General features: G+C 62.6%; 23 protein-coding genes and 1 CRISPR repeat array. Of the genes, 8 read left to right on the top strand and 15 right to left on the bottom strand.

Annotated elements, in window-relative coordinates:
- Nucleotides 1–348: 348 nt before the first annotated feature.
- Complete coding sequence (locus VGE08_RS08200) at nt 349–849, top strand: hypothetical protein (protein WP_331067376.1); 501 nt, start codon at nt 349–351, stop codon at nt 847–849.
- Between the two features lie 222 nt (nt 850–1,071).
- Here VGE08_RS08200 and VGE08_RS08195 read toward each other — a convergent pair whose 3' ends face one another.
- The 3 genes from VGE08_RS08195 to VGE08_RS08185 are packed head-to-tail and all read right to left on the bottom strand — an operon-like array spanning nt 1,072 to nt 4,390.
- Nucleotides 1,072–2,172: a cysteine synthase A gene (locus VGE08_RS08195; RefSeq protein ID WP_331067375.1), complete on the bottom strand. Its 1,101-nt coding sequence runs from the start codon at nt 2,170–2,172 to the stop codon at nt 1,072–1,074.
- Nucleotides 2,169–3,611, bottom strand: coding sequence for a siroheme synthase CysG (cysG, locus tag VGE08_RS08190; protein WP_331067374.1), 1,443 nt, complete (start codon nt 3,609–3,611; stop codon nt 2,169–2,171). Before cysG ends, VGE08_RS08195 begins: the two co-directional genes overlap by 4 nt.
- A 35-nt stretch (nt 3,612–3,646) precedes the next feature.
- Nucleotides 3,647–4,390 carry a phosphoadenylyl-sulfate reductase gene (locus tag VGE08_RS08185; RefSeq protein WP_331067373.1) on the bottom strand — a complete coding sequence of 248 codons (744 nt, stop codon included), beginning with the start codon at nt 4,388–4,390 and terminating at the stop codon, nt 3,647–3,649.
- 129 nt (nt 4,391–4,519) lie between these two features.
- On the opposite strand from VGE08_RS08185, the gene cysB reads away from it, so the two are divergent.
- Together cysB and VGE08_RS08175 are read left to right on the top strand one after the other, a co-directional pair.
- The gene (cysB, locus tag VGE08_RS08180; RefSeq protein WP_331067372.1) at nt 4,520–5,497 is read left to right on the top strand and encodes an HTH-type transcriptional regulator CysB; all 978 of its coding nucleotides are present in this window, start codon (nt 4,520–4,522) and stop codon (nt 5,495–5,497) included.
- 95 nt (nt 5,498–5,592) lie between these two features.
- Nucleotides 5,593–7,404: an ABC transporter transmembrane domain-containing protein gene (locus VGE08_RS08175; RefSeq protein ID WP_331067371.1), complete on the top strand. Its 1,812-nt coding sequence runs from the start codon at nt 5,593–5,595 to the stop codon at nt 7,402–7,404.
- Between the two features lie 91 nt (nt 7,405–7,495).
- Here VGE08_RS08175 and VGE08_RS08170 read toward each other — a convergent pair whose 3' ends face one another.
- The 8 genes from VGE08_RS08170 to VGE08_RS08135 all read right to left on the bottom strand — a co-directional run bounded on the left by VGE08_RS08170 (nt 7,496) and on the right by VGE08_RS08135 (nt 16,583).
- Complete coding sequence (locus VGE08_RS08170; RefSeq protein ID WP_331067370.1) at nt 7,496–8,230, bottom strand: slipin family protein; 735 nt, start codon at nt 8,228–8,230, stop codon at nt 7,496–7,498.
- 29 nt (nt 8,231–8,259) lie between these two features.
- Nucleotides 8,260–9,723 (bottom strand): nodulation protein NfeD, encoded by a 1,464-nt coding sequence (locus VGE08_RS08165; protein ID WP_331067369.1) that lies wholly within the window; start codon nt 9,721–9,723, stop codon nt 8,260–8,262.
- A 214-nt stretch (nt 9,724–9,937) separates the two neighbouring features.
- Nucleotides 9,938–10,426 (bottom strand): DUF934 domain-containing protein, encoded by a 489-nt coding sequence (locus VGE08_RS08160; protein WP_331067368.1) that lies wholly within the window; start codon nt 10,424–10,426, stop codon nt 9,938–9,940.
- Nucleotides 10,401–12,059 (bottom strand): nitrite/sulfite reductase, encoded by a 1,659-nt coding sequence (locus VGE08_RS08155; RefSeq protein ID WP_331067367.1) that lies wholly within the window; start codon nt 12,057–12,059, stop codon nt 10,401–10,403. The genes VGE08_RS08160 and VGE08_RS08155 overlap by 26 nt, the downstream gene beginning before the upstream one ends.
- Before the next feature lie 138 nt (nt 12,060–12,197).
- The gene (locus tag VGE08_RS08150) at nt 12,198–13,073 is read right to left on the bottom strand and encodes an acyl-CoA thioesterase II (protein ID WP_331067366.1); all 876 of its coding nucleotides are present in this window, start codon (nt 13,071–13,073) and stop codon (nt 12,198–12,200) included.
- A gap of 1 nt (nt 13,074) precedes the next feature.
- Nucleotides 13,075–14,139 (bottom strand): NAD(P)/FAD-dependent oxidoreductase, encoded by a 1,065-nt coding sequence (locus tag VGE08_RS08145; RefSeq protein ID WP_414717472.1) that lies wholly within the window; start codon nt 14,137–14,139, stop codon nt 13,075–13,077.
- Nucleotides 14,140–14,220: 81 nt separating this feature from the next.
- Complete coding sequence (locus VGE08_RS08140; RefSeq protein WP_331067364.1) at nt 14,221–14,871, bottom strand: response regulator transcription factor; 651 nt, start codon at nt 14,869–14,871, stop codon at nt 14,221–14,223.
- Entirely contained in the window at nt 14,868–16,583 is a 1,716-nt protein-coding gene (locus tag VGE08_RS08135; RefSeq protein ID WP_331067363.1) for a GAF domain-containing protein, read from the bottom strand. The genes VGE08_RS08140 and VGE08_RS08135 overlap by 4 nt, the downstream gene beginning before the upstream one ends.
- Before the next feature lie 453 nt (nt 16,584–17,036).
- Between VGE08_RS08135 and VGE08_RS08130 the strand changes: the two genes are divergently transcribed.
- Nucleotides 17,037–17,702 (top strand): TonB family protein, encoded by a 666-nt coding sequence (locus VGE08_RS08130; protein WP_331067362.1) that lies wholly within the window; start codon nt 17,037–17,039, stop codon nt 17,700–17,702.
- Nucleotides 17,703–17,740: 38 nt separating this feature from the next.
- Here the strand turns inward: VGE08_RS08130 and VGE08_RS08125 are convergent, their stop codons facing one another.
- Complete coding sequence (locus VGE08_RS08125; protein WP_331067361.1) at nt 17,741–18,205, bottom strand: hypothetical protein; 465 nt, start codon at nt 18,203–18,205, stop codon at nt 17,741–17,743.
- Nucleotides 18,206–18,336: 131 nt separating this feature from the next.
- On the opposite strand from VGE08_RS08125, the gene VGE08_RS08120 reads away from it, so the two are divergent.
- Nucleotides 18,337–19,614 carry an NAD(P)H-binding protein gene (locus VGE08_RS08120; protein WP_331067360.1) on the top strand — a complete coding sequence of 426 codons (1,278 nt, stop codon included), beginning with the start codon at nt 18,337–18,339 and terminating at the stop codon, nt 19,612–19,614.
- Nucleotides 19,596–20,060, top strand: a complete 465-nt coding sequence (locus VGE08_RS08115) for a DUF2269 domain-containing protein (RefSeq protein WP_331067359.1) — start codon at nt 19,596–19,598, stop codon at nt 20,058–20,060. The genes VGE08_RS08120 and VGE08_RS08115 overlap by 19 nt, the downstream gene beginning before the upstream one ends.
- Here the strand turns inward: VGE08_RS08115 and VGE08_RS08110 are convergent.
- The gene (locus VGE08_RS08110) at nt 20,033–20,596 is read right to left on the bottom strand and encodes a hypothetical protein (RefSeq protein WP_331067358.1); all 564 of its coding nucleotides are present in this window, start codon (nt 20,594–20,596) and stop codon (nt 20,033–20,035) included. The genes VGE08_RS08115 and VGE08_RS08110 overlap by 28 nt on opposite strands.
- Before the next feature lie 82 nt (nt 20,597–20,678).
- On the opposite strand from VGE08_RS08110, the gene VGE08_RS08105 reads away from it, so the two are divergent.
- Both VGE08_RS08105 and VGE08_RS08100 read left to right on the top strand, forming a co-directional pair.
- The gene (locus VGE08_RS08105) at nt 20,679–21,239 is read left to right on the top strand and encodes an isochorismatase family cysteine hydrolase (protein ID WP_331067357.1); all 561 of its coding nucleotides are present in this window, start codon (nt 20,679–20,681) and stop codon (nt 21,237–21,239) included.
- A 95-nt stretch (nt 21,240–21,334) separates the two neighbouring features.
- On the top strand, nt 21,335–23,377 hold the full coding sequence (locus tag VGE08_RS08100; protein ID WP_331067356.1) for an NAD(+) synthase: 2,043 nt from the start codon (nt 21,335–21,337) through the stop codon (nt 23,375–23,377).
- A 176-nt stretch (nt 23,378–23,553) separates the two neighbouring features.
- Here the strand turns inward: VGE08_RS08100 and VGE08_RS08095 are convergent, their stop codons facing one another.
- Nucleotides 23,554–23,754: a DUF2905 domain-containing protein gene (locus VGE08_RS08095; RefSeq protein ID WP_331067355.1), complete on the bottom strand. Its 201-nt coding sequence runs from the start codon at nt 23,752–23,754 to the stop codon at nt 23,554–23,556.
- Nucleotides 23,755–23,887: 133 nt separating this feature from the next.
- Nucleotides 23,888–24,292, bottom strand: coding sequence for a nucleoside diphosphate kinase regulator (rnk, locus tag VGE08_RS08090; protein ID WP_331067354.1), 405 nt, complete (start codon nt 24,290–24,292; stop codon nt 23,888–23,890).
- 339 nt (nt 24,293–24,631) lie between these two features.
- A CRISPR array of direct repeats spans nt 24,632–25,394; the repeat unit is 36 nt; unit sequence GCTTCAACGAGGCCGCAGCAGTTCGCTGCGGAGATC.
- Nucleotides 25,395–25,448: the final 54 nt, after the last annotated feature.

The following is a 25,448-nucleotide window of genomic DNA, read 5'->3' as shown; positions in this document are numbered from 1 at the left end:
TCGGGCGGAAATCGGTGTGCCTGATCAGACACGGGACCGATCGTATCTCAGCACATCGTTACTGTATATAATCACATAACGCACTCTTGAAAGATTTTTTTCCTCCGTTCCGCGCGCTTCCCGCGCATGGCGAGTCCGCGGGATGACGCGTGAGTAGTGGCCGCGGCGCGACCTCGCGTGTTCAACTCTTTCCTCTGGCCCGTCTGCGTAGCGAACTTGCGCGCGCAGTTGGAGTGTCCGGTGTACGTACTCGTAGTGACGGCTAACGATGCCGTAGCGAAATGGGCCGCGCAGCCCATCGACATGGGTGGTGGCAATCTGTTTCCGCTGGTCATCGGCCCCTCGGACGTGCCTGAAGTCGTCGATGACGATCACGCACAAGCCAATCCAGAGCTTGCTGTGCTCTCGGCCGTATTGCGTGGCCAGGATGAAGACATCACCAAAGCAGCCCGCATCGCCGCAGTCGCGCTGCACGCTTGTGCCAGTCTCGACACGGAGCGGGCACAATTGTATTTTGACCTGATCCATCGATCACTCAGCGAAGCCGCCCGCCGTGAGTTAAGTGACATGCTGCCACCGAACTATGAATATCAAAGTGAATTCGCCCGGAAGTATTACGGCCAGGGAAAGACGGAAGGTCGGGCCGAGGGGCGTCGCGAGACACTGATCGATCTCATCACCAAACAACTCGGCCTGCGCTTCGGTCCGCTCGATAGTGTTCATCTCTCGCGGATCAACGCCGCCACGAGCGCCGAATTGGAGAAAGTCGCCGAACAGTTGCTGGCCGCACCCACACTCGATGCGGCACTAGCTGTTGTCGCTAGCCCCCAGATCAGCACGGCCAGATGACTGACATACGATCAGCCGACCGAGCCAGCAAGAGAGGAGCCAAGAATCGTTGAACAGCTGAAGATTGCTGGAACACGACTGCGCAGCCGGTACCACCAAGAACAGATTCTATTTTCGTGACGAGGTAAAAAAGTGATCTGGAGATCGATCGCACGCGCCTGCCGGCTCTGCCCCGCAGCCGGCTCATCATCAGCAACGTGCGATTGACGGCCTGGCGACGCCTCAAGCACTCAGCCGCTTGGGAAAGGCCCCAATGCTCGCCACGTTCCTCGCCACCTCGGCAATCGACACCGGCTGCCCATTGGACGGCAATCCCGTCGCGTCGAGCAACCCCTTCTCCGCCAGCCACTTCTTGTTGAACAGCCGCGACTGATACTTCGCGCCGTTGTCGCAAAGAATGGTGACGATGGTGTGGCCGGGGCCAAGTTGCTTGGCGATCTGCACGGCCGCGGCGACGTTCACGCCGCTGGTGCTGCCGAGGAACAAGCCCTCGTCGCGCAGCAACTGATACACGGTGCGAACGCAATCGATATCAGTGATGTGCAGCGCGTCGTCGATGGGCGAGCCTTCGAGGTTCGCGGTGACGCGACCAATGCCGATGCCCTCGGTGATCGACCCCGGGCCGGTGGCCTTCAGCTCACCGTTGCGAATCCAGTGGTACAGCGAGCTGCCCTGAGGATCGGCCAGTACGGTACGCACTTTCGGATTCTGTTTCTTCAAGTAACGCGAGATGCCACCCAGCGTGCCGCCCGTGCCGGTGGCTGCAACGAATGCATCGATCTTGCCGTCGGTCTGCTGCCAGATCTCCGGGCCAGTGGTCTTCTCGTGCGCATCGCGGTTGGCGGTGTTGTCGAACTGGTTGCCCCACACCGCGCCCGGAATCTCACCAGCCAGGCGGCCAGCGATCTTCTGGTAATGATTCGGATCGCTGTACGGCACGGTCTTCACGCGCAGCACTTCAGCGCCGAGCGTTTCGATCATTTGATACTTCTCGGCAGACTGGTTGTCCGGCATCACAATGATGCAACGATAGCCACGAGCATTGCAGACGTGAGCGAAGCCAATGCCGGTATTGCCAGCCGTGCCTTCGACCAACGTGCCGCCCGGCTTCAGCTGGCCGCTGCGCTCGGCCACTTCGATGATGCCGCGCGCGGCGCGATCTTTCACCGAGCCACCGGGATTCATGAACTCGGCCTTGCCTAGGATCTCGCAGCCAGTGAGCTCGCTGAAACGGTTCAGGCGGATCAGCGGCGTGTTGCCGATGGCATCGGCGAAACCGCGGCGAATCAGACTGGGGCGTACATTGTCGTTTGCGCTGTTCATGCGGACAGCCTTCCTTCTTCAGCGGATGCTACGTCGACGGAGCGTGCGTTGAACCAATGCAGAGCGTCATGCAGGCGAGCCACGTCGCCCACGATCAGCAATGCCGGCGACTCCACACGAGCTTCGGCGGCCTTATGAACCAGATCGGCGAGCATGGCAGTAACGACACGCTGCGTTGGACGCGTGCCCTGCTCGACGATTGCGGCGGCCCGCGTTTCCGGCGCGCCATGCTCGCGCAAGCGAGCAACGATGTTCTCGAGTTGGTTCAGGCCCATATAGAACACCACGGTGTGACCAGGACGCGACAGCGCGCTCCAGTCGACATTGTCTGCCTCGCCCTTGCAGTGACCTGTAACAAACGTCAGTGCTTGAGCATAGTCACGATGCGTGAGCGGGATGCCTGCATACGCGGCGCAACCTGCCGCGGCGGTCACGCCCGGCACGACTTCGAATCGAATACCCTCGGCGGCCAGCGCTTCCAACTCTTCGCCACCGCGGCCGAAGATGAAAGGATCGCCGCCTTTCAGCCGACACACGCGCTTGCCTGCTTTGGCGAGTTTCACCAGCAGCGCGTTGGTGTCTTCTTGAGAGACGTGATGCGAGCCCGCCGCCTTGCCGACATAGATGCGCTCGGCATCGCGACGCGCGAGATCGAGCACTTCGGCGGACACCAGCCGGTCGTAAAGAACCACATCGGCGTTTTGTAATGCTCGCAGTGCGCGCAACGTCAGCAGGCCGGGATCGCCGGGGCCCGCGCCGACCAAGGTCACTTCGCCCGCGAACTTCGACTGCTTGGCGAAGCGAGTGAGCGAGGTACCGATGCGATCCAGAATGCCCTGCCCTGCCGCGTCCTCGCGTCCGGACAGCACATCCGCGGCAATCGAGCCGTCAAAGAAATTTTCCCAGAAGCGCCGCCGCGTACCCGGGTGCTCGAGTTTGGCCTTCACGGAGGCACGCAGCTTGCCGGCGAGCTTGGCGAGATCGCCCAGCCGCTGCGGCAGGAAAGACTCCAGCTTTTCCCGCAACCGGCGGGTCAGAACGGGCGCATCGCCGCTGCTGCCCACCGCGACCACCACCGGCGAGCGATCGACGATGGCGGGCATGATGAAGCGCGACAGCTCGCGGTCGTCGACAACGTTCACGGGGATATTCCGGCGCTCGGCCTGATGCGCCACCCACGCGTTGACCGATTGCTTGTCGGTCGCCGCAATCGCCAGCCGCATGCCGTCCAGCAGCTCGGGCTGGAATTCGCCAGGAACGTGGTCGATGACGCCGTCCGCGGCCTTCTGCGCCAGCGACTCGATCAACTCGGGAGAGACGACGGTGACCTTCGCCTGCGTGCGCAGGAGCAGGTCGATCTTGCGAGCGGCCACTTCCCCGCCGCCGACGACCAGCACCGGTTCGTTCGCGAGCCGCAGAAAGATCGGAAAGTAATCCATTGGCGTGCGTCGTCCTGCGACGCGCTGGCGTCGCTTTACTGGCCGGCCGCGCGGCGCGGCTCGACCTTCAGCGGAATAACCCGGCGGCGCGGCTGCAGGCCGCACTCGCGAGACTCGGGATTCTCCCACCACCACCGGCCCGAGCGCGGGTCGGCACCGGGCTCCACTGCCCGGGTGCACGGCGCGCAGCCGATGCTGGGATAGCCTTTGTCATGCAGGGCGTTGTAATGGAGGTTCCGAGCCTTGATATACGCCCACACGTCGGCTTCGGTCCACTCCAGCATGGGGCTGATCTTCCACAAGCCGTAGCGCTCGTCCCAGGAGATCGGCTCGCCCAAGGCGCGCTCCGCCGATTGCTCGCGGCGCACGCCCGTCACCCACGCCTTGCGGCCGGCGATGGCGCGCTTGAAGGGCTCGATCTTACGGATGCCGCAGCAGGACTGCCGCTCGTCGGTCCCGAGGTAGAACCCGTTGATACCATTGTCGCGGATGTACTGCTCGATGGCCTCGGCTTGCGGCACGAACACCTGAATGCGGCGCTGGTAGCGGCGCTCCAGGCGGTCCAGCAGCGCCAGGGTCTCGTCGTGCAGGCGGCCGGTGTCGAGCGTGAATATCTCGATTTCCGGCGTGTAGGTGCAGATGATATCGGTCAATACCATCGCCTCGGCGCCCAGGCTGTTGGAGTAGACCACGTCGTGGTGCTCGCGAAGGGCCTGCTCCAGCAGGGCGCGAGAGCCCTCGATGAGGGCTTGCAGACGTGGCGACAGTAGCTCGGTCATGGTCATTCTGGTCCTTATTCCGAGCTGGCACTGTAGCTAACCCCCTTATAACCAGGGAAAGACTGGTTTGTTCTGTCATGATGCGGGCCCGTTATGACTTTGGAGCCGCGGCCCGCTATAGTTAAGTTCATGAAACTACAACAATTACGGTACCTTGCTGCCATCGTTGAGAACGATCTGAACATCACCGCGGCGGCGGAGCGCCTGCATACCTCCCAGCCGGGGGTCAGCAAACAGCTGAAACAGCTCGAGGACGAGCTCGGATTCCCCATCTTTTTGCGCCAGGGGCGAACCTTGACGCGCGTCACACCCGCCGGCAAACGGGTCATCGAGCGAGCACAGAAGATCCTCAAGGAAGTCCAGAGCATCAAGCGCCTGGCCGAGGAGCAGAAGGGCGACGGGAAGGGCCAGCTCTCCATCGGCACCACCCACACCCAGGCGCGGTATGTGCTGCCCCAGGTGATCCGGCGCTTCCGCGAGCGCTATCCGGACGTGGAGCTGCATCTCCACCAGGGCACCGCCGAGCAGATCGCCGATATGGCCACGCGGGATCGCATCGATTTCGCCATCAACACCGGCTCGAACGAGTTGTTCACCAACCTGGTGCTGCTGCCCTGCTATCGCTGGCATCGCCGCATCGTCGTGCCGCAGGGACATCCGCTCGCGCAGGAAGGCAAACCGACCATCGAGACCCTGGGCAAGTACCCCATCGTCACCTATGTGTTCGGGTTCTCGGGACCCTCGTCGCTGCAGCAGATCTTTGCGCGTCATGGCATCACGCCGCACGTGGCCCTCACGGCTCGCGATGCCGACGTGATCAAAACCTACGTGCGGTTGGGGATGGGTGTCGGTATCGTAGCGAGCATGGCGGTGGACCCGCGCGAAGATTCGGACCTGGTGTCCATCGACGCGTCGCACCTGTTCCCCGCGCACACGACCTGGGCGGGCTTTCATCAAGGCGCCCTGCTGCGCAGTTATATGTATGACTTCCTGCAATTGCTAGCACCGCACCTGACGCGCCGGCTGATCGATCGGGCTGGCAACGCGGCCACGCCCACCGATGTGGAAGCGCTGTTCTCTGATGTCGAGTTGCCGGTGTATCGCTGAGCCGGCTCATTTATTCACTGTGACAGGACTCTGCCAGCCGTCGCGGGATCGACGGCGTTTCAGATAAGGACGTTCGCGCCCCTATGTCAGCCGAAATGGAAGAAAGACCCAAAGCCCGCTCGTTGAAACCGCTGCGCGAGCTGTGGCCGTACCTGCGCCGTTACGTCGGCATCCTGTCGCTCGCCATGATCGCGCTGCTGGTGGCGGCGGCGGCGATGCTGATCATCCCGATGGCCTTTCGCGATCTGATCGATCGCGGCATGGCGGCGCAGGACGCCGAGACCATCAACACGTACTTCGTGGCTTTTCTGGGGGCAGCCGCGCTGTTCGGCACGTTCGCCGCTCTGCGGCTTTACTTCGTCACGTGGCTGGGCGAGCGAGTCGTCGCCGATCTGCGTGCGGATGTATATGCGCGCGTAGTGCGGATGGATCCGACGTTCTTCGAAATCACGCGCGTCGGCGAAGTGCTGTCGCGGCTGACAACGGACACGACGCTGGTCCAGGGCATCGCCGGCGTCAATCTCTCGATGACGTTGCGCTCGGCCATTCAGATGGTCGGTGCGATGGTGTTGATGATCATCACCAGTCCCTCGCTCGCCGGCATGATCGTGGTGCTCATTCCGTTCGTGGTGGTGCCGATCATTGCTATCGGGCGCAAGCTGCGCACACTGTCGCGCGAATCGCAGGACAAGGTCGCCGATACCAGCAGCCTGGCGGGCGAGACGCTGAACGCCATTCAGACGGTGCAGGCATTCACGCTCGAAGGACTGCACACCAAGCGCTATGCCGAGGCGGTTGAAGCGTCGTTCCGCGCGGCCGTTCGGCGCACCAAGGTCAGTTCCGCCATGTCGGCCATCGGCACGATGACCATCTTCGGCGCCATCACGTTCGTGCTGTGGCAAGGCGCGCACCGGGTGCTCGATGGGCAGATGACCGCCGGCGAGCTGAGCCAGTTCCTGATCTATGCCATGTATGTCGCGGTCAGCGCGCTGACGCTGAGCGAAATGTGGGGCGAAGTGCAGCGCGCCGCCGGCGCGATGGAGCGCCTGGTCGAGTTGAAGGTTGCCACACCGAACATCGTCGCTCCGCCGAAGCCGCAGAAGCTGCCCACGCCGCCCGTCGGGCGCATCACGTTCGAGCACATCTCGTTTCGCTATCCATCGCGGCCTGAATCATTGGCGCTGGATGACCTGTCGCTGGCCATCGAGCAGGGTGAAACCGTCGCGTTCGTTGGCCCCTCGGGCGCGGGCAAGAGCACGACGTTTCAGCTGCTGCTGCGCTTCTACGACCCGGAGTCCGGACGCATCACCATCGACGGCGTCGACATCTCGAAGGCACGGCCGGAAGACGTTCGCGCGCGCATCGGCCTGGTTCCGCAGGAAACCGTGCTGTTCGGCACGACCGCGCGAGAGAATATTCGCTATGGCCGCCCCGGCGCTTCCGACGCCGACATCGAAGCCGCTGCCCGCGCCGCCGGTGCCGATGAGTTCATTCGAGAGCTGCCACAAGGCTACGACACGTTCCTCGGCGAAAAAGGCACACGACTGTCCGGCGGCCAACGCCAGCGCATCGCCATCGCTCGCGCCTTGCTGAAAGATCCGCCGATCCTGCTGCTCGACGAAGCCACCAGCTCGCTCGATGCCGAGAGCGAGCGTTACATCCAGGAGGCTCTGGAACGCCTCATGGAACATCGCACGACGCTGATCATTGCGCACCGCCTCGCCACCATCCTGAAAGCCGACCGCATCGTCGTCCTCGACCACGGCCGCATCGTCGACATCGGCACTCACGCCGAGCTGCTCCAGAGCAACGAGCTCTACGCCCGCCTCGCCGCCCTGCAATTCGCCGACCTCAGCGGCAGCTCACCCGCCGGCCAGGACGACCTTGCGCGCTTTCAGGCGGGATAGCGGTTAGTGGTTGGCGGTTAGTGGTTGGAACGCTGCCAAACGCCTCCCTTCTACACTAACCACTAACCACCAACCGCCAACCGCTGGCAGCTCAACGATCCAGCAGCGGTTTGATCAGATCGAGCGGTAGCGGGAAGACCAGCGTCGTGGTGCGATCGTTGGCAACGTCGGTCAGGGTCTGAAGGTAGCGCAGCTGCATGGCGCGAGGTTCGGCGCTGAGCGCTTGGGCGGCTTCCACGAGCATGGCCGAGGCTTGTTTCTCGCCTTCGGCGTGGATGACCTTGGCGCGGCGGGTCCGTTCGGCTTCGGCTTGCTTGGCCATGGCGCGGATCATGGTCTCGTCCAGGTCGACGTGCTTGATTTCGACGTTGCCGACTTTGATGCCCCAGGCGTCGGTGGCGTGATCCAGGATCTGCTGGATGTCGATGTTCAACTTCTCCCGCTGGCCGAGCATTTCATCGAGCTCGTGCTGGCCGAGCACCGAGCGCAGCGTGGTCTGCGCCAGCTGGCTGGTAGCCTCGAATGGATTGGCCACCTGGATCACGGCGCGCGCCGGATCGACGATGCGGAAGTACACCACCGCGTTCACTTTCACCGAAACGTTGTCGCGGGAAATGACATCCTGGGTGGGCACGTCCAGCACGATGACGCGTAGATCCATTTTGGCCATCTGCTGCACGAAAGGAATGACGAGGATGAGGCCCGGCCCGCGCGTGGCAGTGTAACGGCCCAGGGTGAAGATCACGCCGCGCTCGTATTCCTTCAGAATACGAATCGAGCTGAAGATCAAGAACAGCACTATGGCCGCGGGGACGATCAGATACATGGTGCGCTCCTCGTGACAGGGAAGAAAATCTATTCGCGCGGCACGACCTCGAGCGTCAGCCCATCGACCCGCACAACCTGCAGCCGCTGACCTTTCTTGACCGGCGCGCGCGCCACCGCCTGCCAGATCTCACCACGAATGGTAACGTGGCCGGTGGTATCGAAATCCTCCATGGCTACCGCGGTTTCGTGCAGCATCTGCTCGACGCCGCTCGTCACGGGCGCCTTTCTGGCTCGCATGAACAGGGTGACAGTCAGCAGCATGATGATGGCTGCGCCGAACGCAGCACCGCCGATCAGGCCGCGCGCAATCTGGAAACCCGGCACGCCCGTGTCGAATAGCAGGATGGAGCCGATCACGAAAGAAACGATGCCACCGATTCCGAGCACGCCGACGCTCGGCGAGAACGCCTCGCCCACGATCAATGCGATGCCCAGCGCGATCAGCGCGAGCCCTGCATAGTTCACGTCGAGAATCTGAAATGCATACAAGGCCAGCAATAAGCTCACCGCGCCGACGACGCCGGGCAGGACGGCACCCGGGTTGTATCCTTCGAGCAGCAGTCCATAGATTCCCGCGAGCATCAGCAGGTACGCGACATTCGGATTGGTCAGCACGCTGAGCAGCTTGACGCGCCAGTCGGCCTCGAAGTCTTCGATCACCAAGCCTTCGGTCTTCAGCTGAACGGTGCCGAATTGAGTGCGCACCTCGCGGCCATCGATCTGCCGCAGCAGATCGGGCAAGTCGGCGGCCACGACATCGATGATCTTTTGTTCCAGCGCCGCGCTGGCCGTGAGGCTGACAGCCTTGCGCACGGCTTCTTCGGCCCAATCGGCGTTTCTGCCGCGCAGCTCGGCCAAGCCGCGAATGAAGGAGACGGCATCGTTGATGGCTTTGCGCTCGGTCGCCGTCCCCGGCGCGACGTTTTCGTCTTCCTGCTTGCCCTCTTCCTGCTTGCCGTCCTTCTGCTTGTCATCTGCAGGCTTGTCCTTCGCCGGCTTGTCCTTGGCATCGGGCGGACTCGAACCTCCGCCGCCGATCTGAACCGGCGTCGCGGCCCCGATGCTGGTCGCTGGCGCCATCGCCGCGATGTGACTCGCATAAAGCAGATAGGTACCGGCACTCGCCGCGCGTGCGCCGGAAGGGGCGACGTAAATCGCCACGGGAACGGGGGATGCAAGGATGGCCTGGATCATTTCGCGCATCGCCGTGTCCAGGCCGCCGGGCGTATCCATTTCGATCACGACCAGCTGCGCATTGCGCTCCCGAGCACGCTCCAGGCCTCGAAGCAGGAAGCCGCTCGTCGCCGGGCCGATCGCGTCGCGGATTTCGAGCCGCACCAGCAGATTGCTGGGAGCTTCGGGTTGCCCTTCTCGCGCGGCTTTCTCCTGCGCGGCCCAAGCGGCCGACGTGCACGCAGCAGACATGAACAGCAGACATGCGAGCAACGCTGCCTTCATGGGAGAACTGCCCAGATTCTGCCGTAGAGCCATCTGCCGCTCCGCTCGTGGATCACACGCGCCGCACGCCCATTGCAGTAGAAATCACCGCAAACAGCAAGGGTTGCAAGCACAGCGCGCGCAACAGCGGCTGGGTTCCCGGCACGGAACAATAGTTCCAGACCGGCCGGCCGCTAGAGGGCCGGCGTCCGTGGTGGACAGATCAGGGGGAGGTTATTCGGAAGGTTCGGCTCGAGACCGTCGCGCCTCAGACTGCGCGACGCTGAACGTGGACGCCGGCAGCATCGACGGCGCCCTGATACGCCACCGAGAAGTCATCGAATGCAGTGAGCGCCACGTCGAGATCGGCGCCTTCCGGCAGCTCGAAAGCATCGAAGCCACAACGCGCCATGTAGAACAGCTGATCGCGCTGAATCTTGCCCACCGCTCGCAACTCGCCGGTGAACTTGTAACGCGTACGAAGCAGGGCCGCCTGGCTGTAACCCCGCCCTTCCGGCAAGCCACTGAATTCAATCGCGACCAGCCCGACGCGCGTGAAGTCGTTCTTCAGCTCGGCGACCGGATCGGTCGGCCCAAGGCGCACGCCCAGCCGGCCATCCCACAGCCACCATTGCTCACGCTCGGTCTTCCAGCGGGCGAACGGCAGGATCAGCGCCCGCTCGCGGCCGACTGGATCTTCGTCGGCGTAGCGCCAATCGTCGATGATGACTTCACGCTGCTTGATGAGACGGCGCATAAACCCTGGCCTTGAACGGAGCGATGCCGATGCGGCGGACGGTGTCGAGGAAACGTTCCTCTTCCAACCGCTGCTCGACGTAAACATCGAGAATGCGTTCGATCGTCTCGGCGACGTCGTTGTGGGCCACGCTGGGGCCGATCACCTGGCCGAGCGATGCGTCCTGACCGCCGGTGGAGCCGCCGAGGGTGATCTGGTACCACTCCTCGCCGTTCTTATCGACGCCCAGCACACCGATGTGGCCGACGGAATGATGGCCGCAGCCATTCATGCAACCCGACATCTTCAACTGGATCTCGCCCAGGTCGTACAGATAGTCGATGTCGTCGAAACGCTCGTTGATCTGCCTGGCCAGCGGGATCGAGCGGGCATTGGCCAGCGCGCAGAAATCGCCGCCCGGGCAGCAGATCATGTCGGTCAGCGTGCCGATGTTCGGCGTCGCCAGATCCAACGGCTTCAGCGCCTGCCACAGCGCAAACAGGTCGCTTTGCTTCACGTGCGCGAACAGCACGTTCTGATCGTGCGTCGAGCGCACCTCACCCAGCGAATACTGATCGGCGAGATCGGCAACGCGATCCAGCTCGTCCGCGGTAATGTCGCCCGGCGGACGCGTCGGCGACTTCAATGAAATGAACGCGGCACGGTAACCCGGCACCTTGTGCTTGCGGGTGTTGTACTGATACCAGCGGCGGAACTCTTCCGGCTTGCCGGACACCACGTCCTGGTCCTGCAGCGTTTCGTAATTCTTCGGCGCAAAGAACGCCTTGATGCGCTCGAAACCCGCAGCGTCGAACTGCGGTGCCGTGTCCTTCGCGGCCGCGAATTCTTCTTCGACCAGCTCGCGGAACTTGGCCGGAGTGATCGCCTTCACCAGGATCTTGATACGCGCCTTGTGAATGTTGTCACGCCGGCCTTCCAGGTTGTACACGCGCAAGATCGCTTCGAGATACGCGAGCAGATCCTGCTTCGGCAGGAACTGGCGAATCACATGGCCAATCATCGGCGCACGGCCCAGGCCGCCACCCACCAGCACTTCGAAGCCGACTTCGCCTGCGGCGTTCTTCACCAGGTGCAGTCCGACATCATGCACGCGCGAAGCGGCACGATCCTGCGGTGAACCGGTGATCGCGATCTTGAACTTGCGCGGCAGATACGAAAACTCGGGATGCAGCGTCGCCCACTGGCGAACGTATTCGCACCAGGGACGCGGATCTTCGAGCTCATCCGCCGCCACCCCGGCGAGGTGATCGGCGGTCACGTTACGAATGCAGTTGCCGCTGGTCTGAATGCCATGCAACTGCACGCTGGCAAGCAGCGCCAGGATGTCGGGCACCAGCTCCAGCTTCGGCCAGTTGAACTGCATGTTCTGGCGAGTCGAGAAATGGCCATAGCCCTTGTCGTACTCGCGCGCGACGCGGGCAAGCATGCGAACCTGCTGGGTGCGCAGCAGGCCGTAGGGGATCGAAATGCGCAGCATCGGCGCATGCTTCTGGATGTACAGGCCGTTGCGCAGGCGCAGCGACTTGAAATCCTCATCGGACAACTGGCCCGCGAGAAAACGCCGCGTCTGGTCCCGATACTGGGCGACGCGCTGGTCCACCAGCGTTTGGTCGATCTGGTCGTACTGATACATGGTGCGGGACTGTAAGCCGCCCCGGCCAAAGCAGAAATTCGCTTTGGATATGAACAGATGACGGTTAGAAAGGGGTCACGCGGATCAACGACTTAGGGCGCTTCGGCAGCACTCCGGGACGCACCGAAACAGGGCGCTTCAGCTGCCCTGGTCGGTTCTTGGGACGCGCCGGACCAGCCCCTCCTGGGCCGTCGATGCCACCAGCCGCCCATCGCGGCTGAACAAGCTGCCCCGGGCGAAGCCTCGAGCCCCCGACGCCGTGGGACTATCGTTGACGTACAGCAGCCACTCATCCGCCCGCGCCGGACGGTGAAACCACATTGCGTGGTCGATGCTGGCCATCTGCAAGCGTTCACGCTCCTTGCTCATGCGGGCATCCATGCTGGCCGGACCGAGCAGGAAGTAGTCCGAGGTATAGGCCAGCAGGCAGTGATGCAGGACCGGATCGTCGGGCAGTCGACCTTTGAGCCGGACCCAGATCTTGACGCGCGGCTCGCGCGGAATCTCGGCGAGAGGATCGGGCAACTCGGCGGGCCTGAAATCGAACGGATGAGGATGATCGCGAAACGGCCGTGGCCGATCCGGCGCCTTGCGTTTCAACTCGGCCATCGCCGTGACCAGGTCGGGCAGCGACTCGGGATCGGGCACCTGCGGCATCTCGCCCTGCCGGTCGAGCGCCGGCTCTTCCGCCTGGAACGATGCCGACATGTGAAATATCTGCTCGCCATGCTGAATGGCCACCACGCGGCGGGAGGAAAAACTCTTGCCGTCGCGACTGCGGTCCACTTCATACACGATCGGATGATCGGGATCGCCGGCACGCAGGAAATACGCATGCAACGAATGCACCGGCCGATCTTCCACCGTCGCATACGCCGCGGCCAGCGCCTGCCCGAGCACTTGCCCGCCGAACACGCGGCGCACGCCAGGATCGCGGGATTCGCCTCGGAACAAATCGACTTCCAGGCGTTCGAGCTTCAGTACCTGGAGCAGGTCGGCAAGCAGCGGATCCACGTCATTGCTCTCCGGCGACACCCAGCCGCTTTTGCATGATGGGACTGGTGGTCGTGTATTGCAGCGGAATCTTCTTGGCCGGATTGAGATGCGCGGCCACCGCGAACGCGGCCAGTGCCGCTTCGTGAAAGCCCGACAGAATCAGCTTCTTCTTGCCGGGATAGGTATTGATGTCGCCGACCGCGAAAATGCCCGGGATGCTGGTTTGGAACTTCTCCGTATCGACCTGGATGGCGCGCTTGTCCAGCGCCAGGCCCCATTCGGCAATCGGCCCGAGCTTCGGATGCAAGCCGAAGAACACGAGCGCGCGATCCGCCAGCAGATCTTCGATCTCGCCATCGTTCCTTTTCACGCGCACGCCCTTGAACTCGCCGCCCTCGGTGATGAGCGACTGCGCGATTGCTTCCACATAGCGCATGCTTCCGGAGCTGACGAGATCGCGCATCTTCGCAACCGATGCAGGCGCTGCACGAAATTCCGCACGTCGATGCACCAGCGTCAAACTGCGGGCCTTGCCAACCAGCTCCAAGGTCCAATCCAGCGCCGAATCGCCGCCACCGAAAATCAACAAATCCTTGCCCGTGAGCTCGGCCGCGTTTTTCACCTTGTAATGAATGCTCGTGCCCTCGAACGCTTCGACGCCTTCGCAGCCGAGCCGGCGCGGCTGGAACGAGCCGAGACCGCCGGCAATGATCACCGCCCTGGCGTGAAAGCGCGTATCCAGCGACGTGCGCAATAGAAACGTCTGGTCGGGCAACACCTTCAACTCGGTGACTTCCTGCCCAAGATGAAACTGCGCGTTGAACGGCTTGGCCTGTTGCAACAGCCGGTCGACCAGTTCCTGCGCGCCGCAGACCGGCAAGGCGGGAATGTCGTAGATGGGCTTTTCCGGGTACAGCTCGCTGCACTGACCGCCGGGATGCTGAAGCGAGTCGACGATGTGGGCACGGATCCCCAGCAGGCCCAGCTCGAAAATCTGGAACAGCCCGCACGGGCCCGCCCCGACGATGACCACGTCCGCCTGAATCGCGCCGTCGACACCGGCGACTGTCGAGCTATCACTCACATTGGTGCTCAAAGCTGCTTCCTCTCGAGTGTCGGCATGATGGCGCCAATTCTACACAAGCGCCGGTCGTGTCAGGGGCGGTCAGCGGCGACCCATTCCCCGCTGGACCGCGAACAGCGCAGCTTGCGTGCGATCTTCGAGTTTGAGCTTGGCGAGAATCGTGCTGACGTAACCCTTTACCGTTCCTTCGGTGAGATGCAGCTCGTCGCCGATCTGGCGATTGCTCATGCCGTGCGCAATCAGTTCGAGCACGCTGCGCTCCCGCTGTGTGAGCAGCGCCAGAGGATCGGCCTGGCGATTGCGCAGTTGCTCGACGAGCGATCGTTGCGCGAGGGGATGCAGCCACGTCTGGCCGCCAGCGACAGTACGCAGCGCGGTGACGAAATCGGATTTGGTCACATCTTTGAGAATGTAACCGGCGGCGCCGGCCGCCATGATCTCGCGCACTTGCCCATCTTCGGCGTAACTGGTGAGCGCGATGACCTTCACGGAGGGCGAAGTCGCGCGGATCACGCGAATGGCATCGCTTGCCGCCATGCCGGGCATCTTCAAATCCATGAGCACGATATCGGGTTGAAAGCGGCGGACCGCTTCGCACGCTTCGTCACCGTTGCTGGCCTCGCCGACGATGACGAATTCCTCGCCATCGTCGAGCAGTGCGCGCAGCCCTTCGCGAACGATGCCGTGATCGTCGACCAGCAGCAGCTTGATGGTCTGCGTCGAGGCCGTCATGGTGTCATGGCCAGCAGCGGAATACGAATGCATACGGTGGTCCCTCGTCCAGGCTGCGATTGAACCTCACAGACGCCGCCGAGCGCGGCGGCGCGCTCGCTCATGGTCTGCAGACCGATTCCTTGCTCGGGGGAATCATTGATGACTTCGGCACGTGCCGCCACATCGAAGCCGCGGCCGTTGTCTTGAATGCTCAGCATCAACACGTCGTCCTTGACTGCGGCGCTCACATCGAGCCTGCCCGCCCCGGAATGACGGATGGCATTCGACAACGCCTCGCGGCAGATCAGATACAACCGCTCCTCCAGCGAGGGCGATTGCGGCCGGTAAGCGGCGAAATCCAGCCGAATGCTCGGCGTCTGCGGCGCCAGGATGAAGGCGAAACGTTGCAACGCCGCGGCCAGCCCCATCTTTTTCACGTCTCCGACACCGGCATTGTCGGCGGAATTCAGCCCTACATCGCCCGTCGAATCGGGTCGCAGCTCGCGCAACAGTGCCCGCATTTCAGCAAACGCCAGCCGCGCCAGCTCTTCGATACGCCGCGCCCGACGCTCGCCTTCGGCCGGATCGCGGCGCCACGCCGGCACGATGGATTGCGACATCAAGCTGATCGAGGACAACGCCTGGCTGACCGCATCGTGCAGATCGCGCGCCAGCCGCTGCCGCTCGCGCATCACCGCGGCCTGGCGCGCCTCGCGCGACAAGCTGGTGTTCTTGATCGCGACCGCCAGGTGATCGGCAATGATCTGGATGCTGGCGACATCGTCTTCATCGAAGGGATTCAAGCCTTCGATATTGATGCAGCCGAACACCTCATCGCCCAGCACGATGGGCATGGCCAACTCGGTGCGCACATTGATCGGAATCGGTGGCGGCACGTATCGCGGGTCCTTGCGCACATCGTTGACGATCTGCGCGTTGCGCGTCAGAACGGCGCTGCCAGTCACACCCTTGGTGACAGGCATACGATGCGACAGGTCCATCACATTACCATAGTTGCCGGCGTGCCCGTCGAACAGCAGATACTCCTCGTCCTCGTCGCGATACAGCAGCGGGATGACGACATTCGGATAGCCGAGATGTTCGTGAATCACTTGCGCGGCGGTCGCGACCAGCTCGTTCGCTTCCAGGCCGGCGGTAATGACGCGAGCGATATGGGCGATCAGCGTCATGCGCTCGGTGCGACGTTTCTCGCGTTCGTAGCGCATCGCGTTCTGAATCGCGATGGCCGCGTGTCGTGCAAACAAACTCAATGTCTCCAGATCGGCGGTACCGAATTTTCGCGGCGGCGGCGCACCGATCCCGAACACACCGAGCAAGCCGCCGCCCGGGCCATGGATGGGCACGCCGATGACAGCGTTTTCCCGCAGCTCGGGCAATGAAATGCGCTCCAGCACGCCATACCGGTCGACGACCACGGGCCGGCCGTTGGCCAGCACCTTGCCGATCAAGCCCTCGCCCGGCTCGAACTCCAGCCCCAGCTCGGTCAGCGGCAACTGATGAACGGCCTCGACCTGCACCGTGTGCCGACGCGGCACATACAACCCAATTGCGCCGCTGTGCGCGCCCAGCAACTTGCAGGCGCGCGTAATGATGCTGGTCAGCAAGGGACGCAGTTCCAGCTCGCTGGCGATCTCCTCCAGAATGGTGTTGAAAGGCTCGCTCATCACGGGGACATCGCGGCCTTCGATTCTCAGTATTCCGGAGCTCACGGGAGGGCTGCAGCGCGTTGTTGATCAGCGAAGTATTCGCTGGGCGCAAGATTCGATCAAGCGCGTTCTGGCGGCACTGACTTTGGTCAGGAAACCGTGCCCCCCATTCGGCATCGCGCCCCATTCTGGATCGGCGGGGCCGGCCCGGCCGATGCAGCGGCGGGTGCAGCAGGGTGACGCGGCGGGCGCCGCATCGATCAGAGCTGTTTTTTGTTATTACAAGCCCAATTCGACAACCCCAGCCAAAGGAAAATTCCCCAACGCCCCAACCGGAATATGCTTACTTCCGGGAGCCCCACACCCGGGCGCAGATTCGGGCCGCGGGTGCAGCGCCGATCGTCGTCCGGCGCACTGAACACATCGGCCACCGGATAGGGCCGTCGCCGCACCTTCCGCGTAACGCTCGCTCGTGCGCACGGGCGAGTTCCAACAACACGCCGGGAGATATAAATAATGACTGCGACGACGATCAACAGTTTTCCATCGATGCACAATTGGAGATCGCCCCGCGGCTGGGCGCTGGCGATCATCGTGCTCCTGCACGTGGGGTTCTTCTGGACGCTGAGCAGCGGCCTGACGCCGCAGATGATAAAACAGTTCATCTCTGAGCCGCCGGTGTTCATCCCGATACCCGAGCAACCCACGCCGCCCAAGCAGGTGGAGATCAAGGATGTGGACATCGAGCCGATGCCAATCCCGACTTCCGTGCGACCGGAGATCCCCATCCCGAACGACACTTTCAACGAGCGGACGACCATCATTGCGCCCGAGCCCACAGCGCCGAATGACTTCGGCGCGGGGGATGTGGTCGAACCCGCACCACCCATTCGCATCGTCGAGCCACGAATCGATGCGCGGCGCGGATTGAGTCAGCCGCTGTACCCGCCGCAAATGATTCGCGAGGGCGCCGAGGGGACGGTACTGCTGTCGATCTATGTCCTCGCGGACGGCCGCGTCGGCGAAGTGAAGCTGGATCGCTCCAGCGGCCACACGAAACTGGACGAGTCCGCAATGCGCGAGGCGCGGCGCTGGCGTTTCGTGCCGGGCACCAGCGACGGCCAGCCGACGGCGATGTGGAAACAGGTACCGGTCACCTTTCGTCTGAACACGCGGATGTAGTGTGAATAGCAGTGCCGGCTGCATGCCGGCACTGCGCATCAGCGGCGGCGGTCGCGCGCGATCGCCGCAATCGCCAGGCCAGCAGCGAACGCGGCGTACACCGCCATCATGCCCTTCGGACTGACATGCTTTTCGAAGCCAGGGCGCAATCGCCTCGGCGTCAGGTGATAATCCACGACATAGGCGGTCGCGGTGCTGACCGCCGCTTCAGCACAGTGTTGTAACACCGGCTTGTTGCGACGGCTGCCTCCGAACACAGTTTCGTGCAGGAGTGCCCAAAAAATGGACGTGGCATGATGAATCGCATACCCCGCGGCGGTGTGCCGCAGAGTTGCTTCGCGAGTATAGGCTTCGTGCTCGCCCCACAACCATTGACTGGGACCATTCAGACCGCCTGCCACGCTGCCCTCATGCAAGGCGCTGCAGGTCATCAAGGCTGCGGCCGAAGTCACGCTGGCCGCGCTTCCCAACACGAGAGCATCGCTCGCGACGCGCTTCGCCATGGAACCTGGCCGCCTGCGAAAGGTGGCGAAATGGCGGCGCATGCTGGAACGTTGCGGAACATTGCGAAACATCGTCAGTTCAACCTCGCAGGCGGCTCGCGAGTTCCCTCAACGATCCATCCATTAGTGACATGGTCATCCTGATCACCGGTGCGACCGGCTTCATCGGTCGCCGACTGGTCGCCACACTGCGCGAGTCCGGACATCGTGTCATCGCCGTCGTTCGGCATGCTGATGCGACCGAAGATGCCGTCAGCGGCGATTTTACCCGTGACCTCGATCCCGAGACATGGGTACCCAGACTCGCGGGCGTCGATGTTGTCATCAATGCTGTCGGCATCCTGCGGGAGCGCGGCCAGCAGACCTTTGAGAATATCCATACGCGCGCGCCGCAAGCATTGTTCTCGGCATGCGCGACGGCCGGCGTCAAGAAAGTGATTCAAATATCCGCGCTCGGCGCGGACCGGGGCAATACAGGCTATTTCACGAGCAAGCACGCGGCGGACGAACATCTCGCCACTTTGGATCTGTCCTGGACCATTGTGCAGCCCTCGCTGATCTTCGGCGCGGGCGGCGCCAGCGCCACCCTGTTCGCAGTGCTCGCCAGCCTGCCGGTCATTCCGCTGCCGGGTGGCGGGCGTCAGCGGGTTCAGCCGATTCACATCGACGATGCGGTTCGTGCCATCAAAGAAATCGTTGAAACCGATGTAATGCACCGGCGGCGCGTCGCGCTGGTCGGTCCCGAGCCAATGAGCCTGAGAGATCTCCTGCAAAGATTGCGCGCTCGGATGCAATTGCCCCGTGCAAGGTTTATAAGCATTCCCGCCGCGATGATGCGGGCGTCGGCCGCCATCGCCGAGCACTTGCCCGGTTCGCTGTTGGATCGAGAAACCCTGGCCATGCTCAATGCCGGCAACACTGCTTCACCCGAAGATACTCGCCGTCTGCTTGGCGAGCCGCCACGTGCACCGGAGCAACTGCTGACGGACGAGCAGCGTCACGGGCTGGTCAGAGAAGCTCAGCTTGCGTGGCTGCTGCCATTGCTGCGAATCAGTATCGCGCTGGTCTGGATCTGGACGGGCATCGTGTCGCTGGGCCTGTACCCGGTGGAGCAAAGCTACGCGCTGCTCGCTCGCGTTGGCATCGCTGGCGTACTCGCACCTGTGATGTTGTATGGCGCTGCCGTGCTGGACCTGCTCATCGGCATCGGCATATTGGTCTTGCGCCGCCGGCGCTGGCTGTGGCTGCTGCAGCTCGCGGTCATCGGCGGCTACTCGCTGATCATCACGTTCAAGCTGCCGGAGTTCTGGCTGCATCCGTATGGGCCGCTGAGCAAGAACCTGGTGATGCTGGCCGCGATCTACATGCTGTATACGCTGGAAGGGCGTCGATGGAATACCTCGTCGTAAAGTGGCTGCACATCCTGTCGTCGACGCTGCTGTTCGGCACGGGCCTCGGCTCGGCTTTTTACATGTTCTTTGCCAGTCTCACTCGCGACTCGCGTGTCATCGCCACGGTCGTGCGTTATGTCGTCATTGCGGACTATGCATTCACCACGCCCACCGTCATCCTGCAACCGCTCACGGGGTTCTATCTGATTCATCTCGCCGGCTTTCCGCTCACCAGCACCTGGATCGTGGTCTCGATCGCGTTGTATCTGCTGGCAGGTGCGTGCTGGCTGCCCGTGGTGTGGATGCAAATCAAAATGCGCGACATGGCCGCATCGGCGACGACCAATGGCACGGAACTGCCGCAGCGCTACTGGAGCTTCTTGAAGTGGTGGGTGGCGCTCGGCATCGTCGCCTTCTTCTCGCTGGTCGTGGTGTTCTATTTGATGGTCGCCAAGCCGGCCTGATGGCGCCGCGAGGGCTTGGCGCGATGCCGGCGCGTGCGCATCAGTTCCTCCAGGATCGGAATGCCGGCCAGCACCGCGAAACTGGCCAGCAGCAGCACACTCGGCAACGTTAGCGGTGACGCCAGCGACAGGATAGGCGCGTCGAACCCGGTTCCTATCTCGTCCCAATGCAATACGCCGAACATCGCGACAGCCACCAGCGGCAGCACATTCATGAATCCATGGATATGTTGTTCGAGCGGCGATATGTAGCGGCGGCCGTCAGTGTAGGAAACATCCATATGTGCCAGCACTGAGTGCGCCGATACCATGGCGACCATGACCCCGAAGGTCATTGCATTCATTTCAAGCAACATCGCGACAGCCAACGCAACGAGCAAGACCAGCAATTGCAGCACGTGATACCACGATTCGTGGCTGCCCGAGCTGTGCTCGATGTCGGTGACACGATGGCACAGGTAGTCGCCCGCGCCTGCCAGCAACCACAGCGGATAGATTCCCCATAGCAGCAGATTTTCCAGCGCACTCGCAATCATCGCATCGATGGAAATTCCCGCTGCGCGCGCCGGGTTCCCGCCGACAGGGAACCAACCGGGGGCGGTACTACATTCTGACCACATGCCCCGCAAGCAACGTCAACCCAGGACAGCGCTGCTGATCCTGGACATGCTTTCCCAGTTTCGCTATCCCGACGGCGAGCGGATCGTGCGCGGCGCACGCAAGGCAGCGGCAAACATCGCTCGGCTACGGGAGCGCGCACATACCGCCGGAATACCGGTGATCTACGTCAATGACACCGCCGGCAAGTGGGAGTCGGATCAGAAGTCATTCGTCCGGCGCTGCATGGAGCCAGCTTCGCGAGGCCGGGACATTGCTCAACTGCTTGCGCCGGGGCCGAAGGACTACTTCATGTTCAAGCCGAGGCACTCAGCCTTCTTCGGCACGCCGTTGCACACCTTGCTCGACCGGCTGCATGTCCGCAGGCTGATCGCGACCGGCATCACGAGCCATCAGTGTGTATTGTTCACGGCCATGGACGCGCACGTTCGGGAGTTCGAGCTCGTCATTCCGCCCGACTGTATCGGCGCGGGTGCGGCGGCCGATACCAAGCATGCTTTGTACATCTTTTCGCAAGCGCTCATGGCCAAGACCGCCAGCTCGCGCCAGCTACGGTTCTGAGTACGTAAACCTCGCAGGCTGTCGCCCGCTCAAGGAACCTGGACTGGCGACAGCAGGTTGAATCAGTACATCCGAACCTTACTCGCCGAGGGCTCATGACAGCGCCCTTTTACGATATTCACACTCATGGGCTGGTGCGCGTCGCCAGCTGCACGCCGCGCGTCGAAGTGGGCAATCCGGCCTTCAATCACCAGCAAACGCTCGATCTGGCACGGCGCGGCCACGACCAGCATGTGGACCTGATGCTCTTCCCGGAGCTGGGCCTGTCGGCCTATGCCATCGACGACCTGCTTCTGCAGGATGCGTTGTTGCAGAGAGTCGAGGACGAGATTCGCGCGCTACTGCGAGCCTCGGAAACATTGCGCCCCGTATTGATTCTCGGGGCGCCGCTTCGCAGGAACAGCCGCATCTACAATTGCGCGGTGGTCATGCATCGTGGCCAGTTGCTCGGCGTCGTACCGAAATCGTTCTTGCCGAACTATCGCGAGTATTACGAGAAGCGCTGGTTCGCCGCCGGCATCGGCACCGAGGGGCTGTCGATCGAGTTGGCGGGACAGACGACCGCATTCGGCACCGATCTCATCTTTGTCTGCCGTGACATCGCCGATTTCATTGTTCACGTGGAGATCTGCGAGGACTTCTGGGCCGCGTCGCCCCCATCAACGCAGGGCGCGCTCGCGGGAGCACTGATTCTTTGTAATCTCTCCGCGTCCAACATCGTCGTTGGCAAAGCGGACGAGCGTGCCCTGCTATGCGCATCGCAATCGGTGCGCTGCCAGGCGGCCTATATCTACTCTGCCGCCGGGCCTGGCGAAAGCACCACGGATCTTGCCTGGGACGGACAAGCATCGATTCACGAGCTCGGCGTGCAACTGGCGTGCACCGAGCGATTTCCGCTGGAGAGCCAGATGGCGGTCGCCGACATCGATGTCGAACGACTGCGGCTGGAGCGCATGCGCACGCCGACGTTCAATGATGCGGCCGCTGCGGCGGGCCATCCCGAGCGGCGTTTCCGCCGCATCGTCTTCAGTCACGCCCGCAGCCCGATCGATACCGGGCTGCGGCGGCAGGTCGATCGTTTCCCCTTCGTGCCCGACGACGCAGCACGCCTGGATCGCGACTGCTACGAGACGTTCAACATCCAGGCGCAAGGTCTCATCAAACGTCTGCAGGCCACCGGCATCGACAAGATCACGATCGGGGTCTCCGGAGGCTTGGACTCCACGCATGCTCTGCTGGTGGCTGCCAAAGCCTTCGATCTGATTGGGCTGCCTCGCGCCAACATCCTGGGTTTCACCTTCCCTGGCTTCGCGACCAGCGAACACACCAAGAAGAATGCCTGGGCGCTGATGCGTGCACTGAAGATCACCGCCGAGGAAATCGACATCACCCCGATGGCAAGGCAAATGCTTGCGGACCTGCAGCACCCCTACGCATCTGGCGAGCAGGTATTCGATGTGACGTTCGAGAATGTGCAAGCCGGACTGCGCACGGATTATCTATTCCGGCTCGCCAATCAGCGCGGCGCCCTGGTCTTGGGCACCAGCGATCTCTCCGAGCTGGCGCTGGGTTGGTGCACCTACGGCGTGGGCGACCATATGAGTCACTACAACGTCAACGGCTCGCTGGCCAAGACCATGATCCAGCACCTGGTGCGCTGGATCATTGGCAGCGGGCAATTCGATGCCGACACATCGCAGACCTTGCGCTCCATTCTGGAAACCAGGATCTCTCCCGAGCTGGTCCCCGGCCAAGGCGCGGCGCTGCAGAGCACAGAAGCGAAGATTGGTCCCTACGAGTTGCAGGATTTCAATCTTTACTACGTCACGCGTTACGGATTGCGACCATCGAAGATTGCATTCCTCGCCTGGCACGCCTGGCACGACGTAATGCAGGGCGCGTGGCCGGAAGACATGGCCGAGAGCGTGCGACGCTCCTATCAGCTAGCAGACATCAAACATTGGCTCCAGATCTTTCTGCAGCGTTTCTTCGCCATGAGCCAGTTCAAGCGGTCGGCGTTGCCCAACGGACCGAAGGTGATGTCAGGCGGTAATCTTTCTCCGCGCGGCGACTGGCGGGCCCCTTCGGACGGCAACGCCACGGTCTGGCTGGAAGAGTTGGAACAGAATGTTCCCTGAAGCCGGTTCAGTTGCTCGCTTGCGCCAGGAACTCGGCGACTCGGACTCCGGATAATGCCGCCGCCTCTGCGTACAAAGTTCCGAAGGCGGGCGAGCATTTTCCCGACCCCCGACACGCCAGATGCCCTGGGCGGGCGAATCAGTTCTTCATGCTCCTCGATGCAGCGACTCGATCATCACTTCCGGAAGATCATCAATATCAGCGAGATCACGATGCTGACGATGATCATGGTGGTGAGCGGAAAGAACAGCTTGAAACCCGGCCGGTCGATCACGATATCGCCGGGCAGGCGCCCGATAGGCAGCTTGGAAATCCAGGGCCAGGCGAGGCCGACCAGGGCAATGACCAGGCCAAGAACGATGAGGGAGCGTTGCATGCGGCGTTCTCACGGTCCAGTGCGACCGGACAGGCCATCAGCATAGCAGGCCGCCGCCTCGGCTGGCTGCCGGGCGACTTCAGCAGGCGTCAGGCGATTGCGCCGACTCGATCCGGCAAGTTGCTCCGTATTGCTAGTGGGCCTCCGCGGTTTCCAGCGGCACGACGGCCTCGATCTGCAAGCGCCGAATGCCACCGGGCATGAGCCATTCGACTTCGTCACCTTCGCGGTTGCCCAGCAGCGCGGTGCCGAGCGGCGCCAGCACGGAGATGCGCCGTGCGCTCACATCCGCCTCGGACGGACTCACGAGCACCACTTCCTGGCGCTTGCCGCTGCTCAGATCGACGAATCGCACCAACTTGTTCATGGTGATGACCTTGGCGGAGATTTTCTCCGGCTCCAGCACCTGGGCGCGCTCCAGCTCCACACGCAACTCTTCCAGATGCTCCTGGTCGCGGGTCGCAGCAGAGCGCGACGCAAGCAAGCCACGCAGCAAGCGCGCGTCTGGCTCGGAAATTACAATGGGATTGTCACGCATGATCGGCTCCATTCTCGTATAGAGCCATGGTGGGGGCGCCTGGCAGTTAGATCAATGTGAATTCTTCTTGGCAACGCTTCGTTATTTTCGAAGCTTTGGGCGAGTGTCCTCCGACTCAGCATGGAGCTGGCCGCCTTCGGCGCGCGAAAACGCATGCGAGCTCCTATCCCCTCGCGCACACACCATATGGCGGATACAGCTCGCGACATTGCCGCCTCAGCGCTTCATTCCTAGCTGTCCCGTCAGCGGTGCCGACGACGGATCCAGTGGCTCAACGAGCTCGCATGGGTTGCAGCCATTTCTGACTCCCAACTCGTTGAACCGACATTGGAAAGCGTACATTCAATGGGGCCGCAGCGGTTCGCTGCGGAGATCGATACGAAAAGCCCGCGGCAAGCCGCTCCGGCTTTCGCTTCAACGAGGCCGCAGCAGTTCGCTGCGGAGATCCCGAAGGCGGCGGCGACGGCTGACCGAGGTTCGGGCGCGCTTCAACGAGGCCGCAGCAGTTCGCTGCGGAGATCCAGCCGAACGCGGCAGCATCAGCCTCGAGCCACATATGCTTCAACGAGGCCGCAGCAGTTCGCTGCGGAGATCCTCACGTTCATGCGCCCGCATCGCTGCAATCATGGCGTGCTTCAACGAGGCCGCAGCAGTTCGCTGCGGAGATCAGAAAGTGTCCGCCGCAGTTTCCGGCGATACGAAAGCTTCAACGAGGCCGCAGCAGTTCGCTGCGGAGATCCGGCCGCGACGACGATCTCTGGCCTCGATCACTTGGCTTCAACGAGGCCGCAGCAGTTCGCTGCGGAGATCCCATTGTCACCAACGCGAGCCGCATGCGCGTGCTGGCGCTTCAACGAGGCCGCAGCAGTTCGCTGCGGAGATCTGACGACTTCGATGTTGTTCCTACCTGGAGACCCTGATGCTTCAACGAGGCCGCAGCAGTTCGCTGCGGAGATCCTGTCTGATGCGGTCAAGACGCGCCTCACTCAGATTGCGCTTCAACGAGGCCGCAGCAGTTCGCTGCGGAGATCGTCGGCCTGTGCGCGTGACACTGATCGGCTGGAGTGCTTCAACGAGGCCGCAGCAGTTCGCTGCGGAGATCCGGTAGCGCTGGACGTGCCAAGGCTCGCGCAACCGGGCTTCAACGAGGCCGCAG

The sequence above is a fragment of the Steroidobacter sp. genome, assembly GCF_036406195.1.
In the GTDB taxonomy this organism is placed as follows: Bacteria; Pseudomonadota; Gammaproteobacteria; order Steroidobacterales; family Steroidobacteraceae; genus Steroidobacter.
The sequence above is the reverse complement of the archived record's forward strand: the minus strand, read 5'-3'. Positions and strand labels throughout refer to the sequence as shown.

Coding starts and splice junctions, on each gene's coding strand:
- cysG (WP_331067374.1), bottom strand. CDS start 3,611: ATGGATTACTTTCCGATCTTTCTGCGGCTCGCGAACGAACCGGTGCTG.
- VGE08_RS08130 (WP_331067362.1), top strand. CDS start 17,037: ATGACTGCGACGACGATCAACAGTTTTCCATCGATGCACAATTGGAGA.
- VGE08_RS08165 (WP_331067369.1), bottom strand. CDS start 9,723: ATGGCTCTACGGCAGAATCTGGGCAGTTCTCCCATGAAGGCAGCGTTG.
- VGE08_RS08115 (WP_331067359.1), top strand. CDS start 19,596: ATGGAATACCTCGTCGTAAAGTGGCTGCACATCCTGTCGTCGACGCTG.
- VGE08_RS08105 (WP_331067357.1), top strand. CDS start 20,679: ATGCCCCGCAAGCAACGTCAACCCAGGACAGCGCTGCTGATCCTGGAC.
- VGE08_RS08095 (WP_331067355.1), bottom strand. CDS start 23,754: ATGCAACGCTCCCTCATCGTTCTTGGCCTGGTCATTGCCCTGGTCGGC.
- VGE08_RS08170 (WP_331067370.1), bottom strand. CDS start 8,230: ATGTATCTGATCGTCCCCGCGGCCATAGTGCTGTTCTTGATCTTCAGC.
- VGE08_RS08160 (WP_331067368.1), bottom strand. CDS start 10,426: ATGCGCCGTCTCATCAAGCAGCGTGAAGTCATCATCGACGATTGGCGC.
- rnk (WP_331067354.1), bottom strand. CDS start 24,292: ATGCGTGACAATCCCATTGTAATTTCCGAGCCAGACGCGCGCTTGCTG.
- VGE08_RS08175 (WP_331067371.1), top strand. CDS start 5,593: ATGGAAGAAAGACCCAAAGCCCGCTCGTTGAAACCGCTGCGCGAGCTG.
- VGE08_RS08120 (WP_331067360.1), top strand. CDS start 18,337: ATGGTCATCCTGATCACCGGTGCGACCGGCTTCATCGGTCGCCGACTG.
- VGE08_RS08100 (WP_331067356.1), top strand. CDS start 21,335: ATGACAGCGCCCTTTTACGATATTCACACTCATGGGCTGGTGCGCGTC.
- VGE08_RS08110 (WP_331067358.1), bottom strand. CDS start 20,596: ATGATTGCGAGTGCGCTGGAAAATCTGCTGCTATGGGGAATCTATCCG.
- VGE08_RS08195 (WP_331067375.1), bottom strand. CDS start 2,172: ATGAACAGCGCAAACGACAATGTACGCCCCAGTCTGATTCGCCGCGGT.
- VGE08_RS08125 (WP_331067361.1), bottom strand. CDS start 18,205: ATGGCGAAGCGCGTCGCGAGCGATGCTCTCGTGTTGGGAAGCGCGGCC.
- cysB (WP_331067372.1), top strand. CDS start 4,520: ATGAAACTACAACAATTACGGTACCTTGCTGCCATCGTTGAGAACGAT.
- VGE08_RS08185 (WP_331067373.1), bottom strand. CDS start 4,390: ATGACCGAGCTACTGTCGCCACGTCTGCAAGCCCTCATCGAGGGCTCT.
- VGE08_RS08155 (WP_331067367.1), bottom strand. CDS start 12,059: ATGTATCAGTACGACCAGATCGACCAAACGCTGGTGGACCAGCGCGTC.
- VGE08_RS08140 (WP_331067364.1), bottom strand. CDS start 14,871: ATGACGGCCTCGACGCAGACCATCAAGCTGCTGCTGGTCGACGATCAC.